We start from the raw sequence: 9,776 nt of genomic DNA, 5'->3' as shown, positions 1-9,776 counted from the left end.
GATCAGTTTGTCGAACGCGTCGAACGTCGTGGTCGTGGTGGTGCTGCCCTCGACGCGGGTGGCCAGGGTGCCCCGGGCGGTGTAGGCGTAGGTCGCGGTGCCGTCGGTGAGCAGCCGGTTGCGCTGGTCGTAGGTCGCCGCCGTCCCGTTGACCGAAGTGCGGTTCCCGGCCGCGTCCCAGCCGTAGGTCGTGGTGACCGACGCCGGGTTGGTCCAGGAGGTGAGCCGGTCGGCGCGGTCGTAGGCGTAGGTCTGGGTGCCGGCGGCGGCGACCCCGACCGGGCCGATGGTCGTCGCGGTCGGGTTGTCGTTGGCGTCGTAGGTGTAGGTCTGGGTCCGCAGGGTGCCGCCGGTGCCGGTGAGGGTGTCGGAGGTGGTGCGGCCGAGGTCGTCGTAGCCGAAGGTCCGGGTCGCGCCGGCGCTGTAGGTGACGGAGGTGAGCTGGCGGGCCTGGTCGTAGGCCAGGGTGCGGGAACCACCCGTGGTGGTGCCGTTGACCTGGGTCAGGTCGTCGCGACTGTTGTAGACGAACGAGGAGTAGGAGCCGGGGTCGCCGCGGGAGGTCATCCGTCCGTTGGCGTCGTAGGTGAAGGTCGTCGTGCCGCCGTTACCGGAGCCGCCGGTGACCAGGCCGCGGTCGTTGTAGGTGAAGGCCTGCGAGCCCTGCGGGTGGGAGATGGCGGTGATCTGCCCGGCCAGGTCGTAGGTCACCGTGCGGGCAGCGGCGGTGGCACCGCCCCCGGACCCGCTCTCCGCGGCGAGCCGACCGAGCTCGTCGAACGTCCGGGTCCGGACGACCCCACCCGGTGCTGTCTCGCTGACGGGTAGACCCGCGGCGTCGTACGACGTCTGCCAGGTCCGGTCCGAACCGTTGGGATACGCGGTGGTCGACGCCTCGATCTCGGACTCGAGGAGGTTCAGCGGGTTGTAGGTGTAGACAACCCGGTTTCCCCGGCCATCGGTGCGCCGGGACATCAGCCCGGCCTTCGCGTAGCCGAACGACGTCGTGATCGACGTGGTCCCGTCCACCGGCTCGACGTAGGTGCGGAGCTGGTTCAGCGCGTCGTAGGTCGCGGTTGTCGTCCAGCCCAGGGCGTCGGTCTCGCTGACCGGGTTCCCGGCGGCGTCGTAGCCGGTCGACACCGCGCGCAGCTGCACGTCGCTCGGGGAGAGCTGCGCGATCTGCACCGCGCGGCCGGCGCGGTCGTAGGAGGTGCGGGTCGAGCGGCCGAGGGGATCGGTGACCTCGACGACCCTGCCGGCGAGGTCGTAGCTGTAGGAGGTGAGGTTGTTGCCTTCGTCGCGGCTTTCGGTGAGGTCGCCGGCCTGGTTGTAGACCGCTGTCCGGGTCTGCCCGCCGGTTGCGTTCACGGGGGTGCGGACGGTGACGACATCGCCGGCGTCGTTGTGGAGGCTGTAGGTCGTGAACGTCGCCGCGGGTGTGCGTTCGGTCTGCGTCGTCGCCCACACCTGGTCGAGGTCGTCGTAGGCGTAGAACGTCCAGGCGCCGAGCTGGTCGACGGTGGACACGACGTTGCCGATGTCGTCGTAGAGGATGCGGCTGACCCCGGCCGTGGCCGTGCCGATCTGTGGGTCGGTGATGGCGACGGGGCGGTTGAGCTTGTCGTAGACGGTGCTGGTCGTCTCACCGCGCGCGTCGGTGTAGGTCAGGACGTTGCCGTTGTCGTCGTACGTCCACGACTCGGCCGGTGTGATCGCCGCCGTCGCGCCGGGCGGGGTGTACGGCTGGCGGGTTCGCCCGGTGGGCTGGCCGGCGGCGTTGTAGGTGATCGCGGTGACGTTGCCGCGGGCGTCACGGTCACGGATGACCTCGCCGTGGACGTTGAGGATCCCGTCGACGCTCTGCGTCTGGTCCGTGGGGGCGGCGCCCCACTCCTCGGTCGAGACCAGCGGTGACGTGGTCTTCGAGGTGACGCCGATCTGGTTGGTCCCGATCGTCGTGGTGAAGGCCGCGTTCGGCGCGCCGCCGGCGACGTACCCGCGGGGGTCGGTCATCCCGGTGACGTAGCCGCGCTGGTCACGCTGGTAGGTGGTGATGTAGGTGGCGGTGCCGTCGCCGAAGACGGTCTGTGAGGTGGGCCGGGACGCGTCGTCGTAGGCGGCGTCGACGCGCTCGGTCGCGGTGGTGCCGGCGGCGCTGAGCACCGTCGAGGTCACGTTGTCGTTCGCGTCGTAGGTGTAGGTGGCGGTCCGCCCGACGGTTCCGGGGGCCACCGTGTTCGAGGTGACGCGCCCGGCGGCGTCGTAGGCGGTCTGCGCGGTGCGCAGCCCACCCCCGGCCGTGGTGGATGTCGGGTTGCCGGCCGCGTCGTAGATCCGGTCGACGAGGACGACGTCGCGGGTACTGGTCGTCGACAGGGTGCCGCTGGCCATGTCGGGGGTGCGGACGCCGCGGCGGATCTCCTGACGGGGCAGGTCGTCCAGCCAGTAGGTGTGGTCGGTCGTGCGGCCCTCGGCGTCGGTCACCGACGCGAGCCGGCCGGCCGGGTCGTAGGCCCGGGATTCGGTGAGCAGGTCGCGGGGCGTCGAGCCGGCGACCGGGTCGTCGACGAAGTCCTCGACCGTCGTCGTCGCGAGCAGGTTCTTCGCCGTGTAGGTGTGGCTGGTGACGGTGCCGTTGCCGTCGGTCTCCGTCGCGATGTTGCCGTTGGCGTCGTAGGTGAGCGACGTCGTCGACGACGCCGAGGTACCGGCGGCGACGGTCTGAGATGTCTGCCGGTCGGCGTTGTCGTACATGTAGGTGGTGGTGCGGGCGGTGTCACCGCCGGTCGAGTCGGAGACGACGACCTGGGTGAGGTTCCCGTTGAGGTCGTAGCTGTTCGTGGTGACGGCCGTGCGGGTCACCGTGTTGATCGGGTTCGTCACCCCGGGAGTGGTGACGGTCGCGATCCGGGAGAGCTTCGTGTAGGTCGTCGTGGTCGTCAGGCCCGCTGTGTAGGTGTCGGAGATCTCCTTCGATGTCAGCCGCCGGCCGATCTCGTCGAAGGTGTACTCGTGCACCAGCCCGGCCGGGTCCTGGTCGCGGCGCAGGTCACCCTTGGAGTCGTAGCCGAAGGTCGTGATCTTGCCGCGGGCGTCGGTCTGACTGGCCAGCAGCCCGCGGGGGACGGTCCCGCCGCCGATCGCGCTCTCGGTGCCGTTGGTGAACGCCGAGCTGGTGGTCCGTCCGGTCGGGAAGTCCGTGGTGGCGGGCGTCCGGGTCTGGATCAGATCGCCGGCGGCGTTGTAGGTGTAGGTCGTCTTGTAGGCATCGTGGGTGGGCGATGACGACCGGGCGTCCCGGTACTCGGTGATCAGGTCGTTACGCGGATCACCTGGCGCGCCGACGAAGTAGGTGTAGTACTCCGTGTAGAGGACAGGGCTGGTGCCGACCATCGCGCGGGCGGTGGTGCGGCCCAGCACGTTGCCGCGGGTGTCGACCTGCAGCATGAGCAGGTTTTCGTTCTCGTCGCGGACCTGGGTGAGGAAGCCGCGGTCGTTGTAGCTGAACGTTCGCTCGTCGGCGCCGTCGCGCCGGGAGATCAGCTGACCGTTCTTGTACTCCCAGTCGGTGGCGTGCCCACGCGGGTCGGTGATGCGGATCGTCGTCGTCGCCCCGGTGGCCTGCACCGCGAACGACGTGCGGTTGGCCAGGCCGTCCTCACGCCAGGCGACGGTGCCATCGGTGTTGTAGCCGACCTTCGTGTCGATGTTGCCGCGCGGCAGCGTGATCTGGGTGATCTTGCCGTTCGCGCCACCGCTCGACCCGTAGGTGTAGGCCGTCGGGGTCGTCGTGTGCGGCGCCGTGACACCGGTCAGCTTCCCGGACGTATAGGCGTACGACCAGGTCAGTGCACCGCCGTGCGCGGTCACTGAAGGTGTCGACACGGAGCTGACATGGGTGCCCGACCAGCCGAAGGTCAGCGCCCGTCCGCTGGTGACGCTGGTCGCCGAGGTGAGCCGCGCGTTGCCGTCGTAGGCGAGCGTCAGCTGCCGGGCGGCGGAGTCGGTGACCCTGGTCAGCCGGCCGTCCGACCGGAAGGCGTACGAGCTGCCGCCCTTCTCGGTGAGGATGGTCGCGGACGAGAGGATCAGGTTGTCGAGCCGGCCGGAGCCGGTCGTCTCGGCGAACGGACCGGCGCGGCTGCCGTAGTAGACCGCCGGGTCGTTCACCAGCAGGATCTGTGTCCCGTTGCGCATCACCCGGATCTGGGCACCACTCGTCTCCACCCGCAGCACGTCCGCCGCGGTGCAGCAGGTACCGGCGGCCGAGGTCGCCACCGTCGTCTCGACGTTGTCGTCCCGCTTCACCAGCTGCCAGGTGCCGGCAGAGGGCTGCGCGACGAGCCGCCAGTAGTTGGCCGCGTCGGCGTACCGGAACGCGAGTCCCAGGCCGGCCTGCGAAACCGGCATGGTGAATGAGAACGCGCCGTCGGAAGCACCTGAGACCGTGGCGACATTGCGGTTTCCGGACGCGGTCGCGAGATAGGCGGCATTGCCGTTGACACCCCAGATCGCGCTGCCGGCGTTCAGCCACTTCTCGCCGTTGTCCGTGGCACCGAGCGAGGAGGTCGAGTTCGCTCGGGTGACGGAGTCACGATGCTGATCATCGATCATGGTGATCGAGCCGATCCGCCCGGAGCCCGCGCTGGCCCAGTAGATGCCGGACCGGGTGGCGGTGCTGAACTCGGTGTCGGTCGCCGAGCCGACCACCTGGTTGTTACGCAGGATCGTGAAAATTCCGCCGGACATCGTCACCGCGTAGGTGTCAGCGGACGAACAGCAGGCGTTCGCCACCGTGGCGACCTGCGTCTCCCCCCCGTTGACCCGTTTCGCGAGAACGAGAGAGTTCGTCGACGGCTGCAGGTACAGCATCCACATGTTGTCGATGTCCTGGACCCGGAAGGAGACACCGATGCCGTCCTGCGCGACCGGCGCAGTGAACCGGATCGTCCCGTCGGCCGCAGCCGGCATCACCGCCGCGTTTCGCTGCCAGATCGAACCAGACACCAGATAGGCGTCGTTCCCCGAGATCCCCCAGGTCCCGTCCAACACCTGCCAGCTCTCACCGGTGTCCGCGAGGCCGAGCGAGATCGTCGAGTTCGCCCCCGTGAAGGAGGCGACCTTGGGTGACGGCGCCTGCAGCAGCGAGTAGACCCCTTGTGGCGGGGCGAACGTTCCGTCGGTGTTGCGGCCGAAACGCTCGACCCGACCGTCCGCCCTACGTACCAGGATGTCGCCGTCACCGGCGGCCTCCGGGTTCGCCGATCTGTCGAACTCGGAGGTCCAGCCAGGGCCGAAAATGCCGTCGAAGCCACTGAGGCTGTTATAGGTGCGGGAAACAGACAGGGCTGGCCCGACACCGGAGACCGAGGCGTCGGTGACCGTCGAGCTGTAGTTCTGCGCGAGCGGATGAACCTGTGACACCGGCGGGACGTAGGGGTCCCGACCCAGACTCGCGTCACTTGCCGACTGGGACGCCACCGGGCGAATGGCCATGGGGCCCATCCAGGCGCTCTGGTAGAGGCCATCGCTCACCCGAACGCGCCAGTAGTAGATCGTGCCCCAGGTGAGCGCCCCGGAAGGCGGCTGCCAGGTCGTTCCGGACTGCCATCCCGAATCCGAGCAGGTGCCGGAGGCCGCGTCCGTCCCGGTGCAGAGCTGGAACTGGAAGGTGAGGGGATTGGGCGCGTTGTCGGGGTCGGTGCCACTGGCGGAGAGGGTCGGGCGCAGGCTCGAGACCTCGGTGCCGTTCGGCGGCGCGACGCCGGTGACGGAGGGCTGCGCGGCGTCGAGAGTGACCGGCGTGGCCATGTAGTCGACGCCCCAGGCCGAGAACCAGGCGACGCCCGACTGCTTCATGTCCCAGCGGATCTCGTATGTCCCGGCCGGGAGCGGATCGATCGTGGCCAGCAGGTCTATCGTGCCCCCGGGGCTGACCGCGTTGGGCAGGTTGGTCTCGGCGCCATCCTGGTCGTAAAGGACGCCGTTCTGGTAGACGTGGTACGACAACTTGAAGGCGCTGTTCGCCGCCCAGGTCGACTGACCGCTGTTCTTGACCCTGACCATGACCGTGCCGGGAGTCGTCGCCGTCGGCTTCGTCACCCACTGAGCGGCGCCGTTCGGGTACGAGTACTGGGCGCCGTTCGAGGACCAGTTGATCTCCAGCTTCGGCCGGAGGTCCGACGGCGGGTCGGCCGGATTGCACCAGCAGTTGGCCGTGTAGAACGCCTTGCGCGCGCTGTCGTTCGTCTCCGACGCCGTGACCGCCAGACCGAAGTTGGCGTATGCGTTGTGTGTCCACAGGTGGACCAGATCACGCAGGCGGTCGTCACCGTTGCCGATGAACTCCCATTCCGGAAGACAGGCGGAGTTGCCCTGGTCACGCGCAAAAGTCCCCTCGGCCACGACCGAGCCCATGGTCGCCCCAGGCCAGGTCATCGTGTAGCCGTCCCAGGGAATCAGCACCTGCCGCAGGTACACCGGATACGGCGTGCATCCCCCCGCCGAGTCATAGTTGTAGATCTTCAGGTGGGCATTGGTGATGTGGGCGTTCGTGAGCTCGGAGCGACCCGGGAAGTTGAGATACCCGCGCTGCACGTCCGTCAGGTACTTGCCGGCGTAGAACGCCGGAAGAGTCGAATAGTTCGTGGTCGACTGCAGAGAGGAGATGTAGGTGTCGTCACCGCCGACGTACACCGAGTCGCCGATGACCGCCGGATCGACCCGGACGGGAAAGACCCGCTCAGGATCACCCAGCCACGCGGAATCAAGCTCGACCCGCAGGATCTGGCCGCCGTCGTCGCCTTCGATCAGGCTGTAGGCGACGCCGTCCGAGGTCGCCGCCATACCGTCCTTCGTCCGCGAATCCTCCATCCAGCCGGGAGGAATCGCGCCGCGGGCCTTGCCGGCGGCGTCTTCCAGCACGACCTGGCGGCCGTCGACGCGGGCCGTGAGGCCCTCCATCTCCAGCGGGAACTCCCAGACCGTCGGCGCATCGGCCGACCGCAGGACGATGACCTCCTTCATTCCGCCCGCGACGGCACCGAGTTCCAGGTCAGCCGACTCCCGGATGTCGGCGAAGGTCGCCTTGGGACCGTCCACCTGTGCCCGCGACGACGCGGCGTTCGCCAGTCCGAACGAGAACGACGTGCCCTCGCCCAGCTCGATGCGGCCCAGCCGCGGATCTTCCGCGTCCTGCGCGACCTCGACGAGATGCTCGGTCGCGGTCGAGCGGAGTCGGCCCTCGTCGGTCTGCTCCAATGCGGTGTCGATGTCGACCCACGCGCCGGAGGCGTCCTTGAAACGCTGCGGGCCCATCGATGACTCGGTCGTGAGTGTTCCGTCCGGGTTGCGGAACTCGCGCGTGCTCTCAGTGCGCCGTTCCACCAGCTCGCTCCGGCCCGCCTGCGGCTTGCCGTCACGGTTCGGGGCACGTTCGGGCCGCACCGTTCGGGACTCGCCGAACTCCGCCCGTACCTCGCCTCCAGGCCGCGCGGCCGCGGATGAGGTCGCGGAGCCACTGACCGAGGCCGGCGGCGGCGACGGCTTGAGGGAGGCCTTCGGATCCGTGAGGCGCACATCGCCGAGCCCCGGGGTGGTCGGCACCGCGCCGGCCAGATCCGGCACCGCCCGATCGACTGCCGTTGGATCGGGAGCTTCGACCGCCTGGGTCGCCTCCGTGGGTACCTCGTGGTCGCGGCCGTCGGCGGAGCCCGAGCTGCTCTCCGGGAGATCCATGTCCCGGAACGGGTTCTCCTGCGAGATGGGGCGGCGTCCGTGGTCACCGGTGCGTTCGACGACGACCATTGCGACGACCATGATCACGGGAATCAGCAGGAGCGCCACCATCCGGAGCCGCCCGGGGCGCGTTCGTCGGCGTCGGCGGCGGCTCGCGCTCGGGTGCGGGTCGGGCCGGGAGTTCGGGTCGGGGGCGGGTGCGGGCAGGTGCCGGCCTGGCATGGAGGGCTCCGAGATCCGAGAGGATGTCCGCGGGTGGGAGACATCTGTGAGTGGGCACGGTGACGGGCCGTGCCGGATGACAACGCGGGCACGGGTACAGGCCCGTAGCCGTCGCGGCGGCGGATCCGCGACGGCTACGGGTGGCCGGGACGGGCGGGCTCGTGGTCGCCCCGGCCGGCCGCGGTCACGGCGCGGCCGTGTGGGCACAGCGGCAGCGCCGTGGCCGCCCTACCGGAGAGGGGAACTCCGGTAGGGCGGCACGCGTGAGGACAGGCCTGCCACGGGAAACCCGAGGATTCCAGCAGGCGAACTCGATATGACGGATCGGGAAAGAAGATCCGGCGAGAGGCGCCGGCGACCTGTCCGGAGCCGAGAACGCGGCAGATGACTCCGGGCAGCACAAAGTACGGTGGGTGACGGGGTACGGGTGACGGAAATCCAGGCGCGGCCACCGCATCGTGAGCCAGCCGGTGATTACATGAAGCGCCAGCGCGTTCCAGCGCATGACTCCGCGCCAGTCAGCCGAACTCGCCGGCTTCAGGTAGCGGACCGATTGCGTCAGGCAGCATCGCACACTTGTCACAGAGCTGACAAGGAATCACACAATAACCGGTTCGCTGGACTGGGAGTTGACACTCAACAGCGGGCTCGCTATTTCGCGAGCGCGCTTGCTCTTCCCCTCGCGCCGTCGGGTCGCATGGCCAGGGGTTTGGAGCTGGCCTCTCGAGCATCGGCTCGATGACCTCCGGACATCGAGCGCGCCCCCGACGAGATGGCCGGACCAGTCCGCAGTAGAACGATCAAGGTGGCGGCAACCCCGGAGCACATGGGCTGCCAGCAGAACAGGCCTTCCTGTGCAGGTGTGAGGCAGATTACAGAATCTCGCTAAATCTCCCGTTTCGGGAGCAAAGACCACCGACTTCAGGTCACCATTTGTCTCGCACAGCACACGCACAGCACACATACAGGGCGCAGCGTGCCCATCCCGGGCGTTCCGGTGCCAGGATCGCCACCGCACCTGGGGACTACGGAGAGCGATGAACTGACGAGGATCGGATCCGCCTCGCATCAGAGGCCGTACCGGCTCGGCTCCTCAGGCCGCCGCGCGGTTGCCGTCACGGCCGCGTGGCACCCGCCTGGTCCGGCGGTCAGCACCCGTCACTGACCGCCGGACCAGGTGGTGGGGCCGCGAGCCGGAAATTCCCCACGCTCCCCCTGCTTTCGATGCGCGGTGTTCCACGCATCGAATGTGCCGAGCCCAGGAGCCGCGTCCCGGTGAAACGTCATCGCCGAGCCCGTCAATCACCACCTGAAGGCCCTTCCGCACACGAACCAACATCCGAGATCATTGCAGGCCGCAATTACCGAAAGTCACCGGATTCGCCAGGTGATATCGCGGCGCCCTCCGTAGGGAGCGGAGTCTTCGCCAAGGTCAGCAGGCCTGGATCGATCCCGCCGACCACGGTTCTCCCAGCGATCTCCTTGCCGGAATCCCCGCCGACGCCCAGACGATTTCGACGGCGCGCGGGTGCGCATCGCGGCAGCAGATCCCGCGGCATGTTCAAAGGAACCTCGGGCCGGCACCGGCGTCCCCGAACGCCCGAGCGGCCCACACCGGTCGCTTCACCGGCACCGAAACGAGCCAGAGCCGCACCCAGCGAGCCGGCACGAGCCATCTGGCGTTCCGGTCTGGTGCGCACGACGGTGCTGCCCACCGCGGTCGCCGCCAGCCTGCTCTTCTTCTGCACCGCCGCCACCCCCGAAACCAGCGGCGACACCGGCGACCAGCTCGACACCACCAAGAACCCACCCGC

General features: G+C 68.8%; 1 protein-coding gene. It reads right to left on the bottom strand.

Annotated elements, in window-relative coordinates; all coding sequences use genetic code 11:
* Positions 1-7,962: DNRLRE domain-containing protein (locus tag CcI49_RS39190; RefSeq protein WP_131831306.1), on the bottom strand; the 7,962-nt coding region annotated here is incomplete at its 3' end.
* Between the last annotated feature and the right edge of the window lie 1,814 nt (positions 7,963-9,776).

The organism is Frankia sp. CcI49 (assembly GCF_001983215.1).
Classification (GTDB): domain Bacteria; phylum Actinomycetota; class Actinomycetes; order Frankiales; family Frankiaceae; genus Parafrankia; species Parafrankia irregularis.
This window is presented reverse-complemented; position numbering and strand designations above follow the sequence as displayed.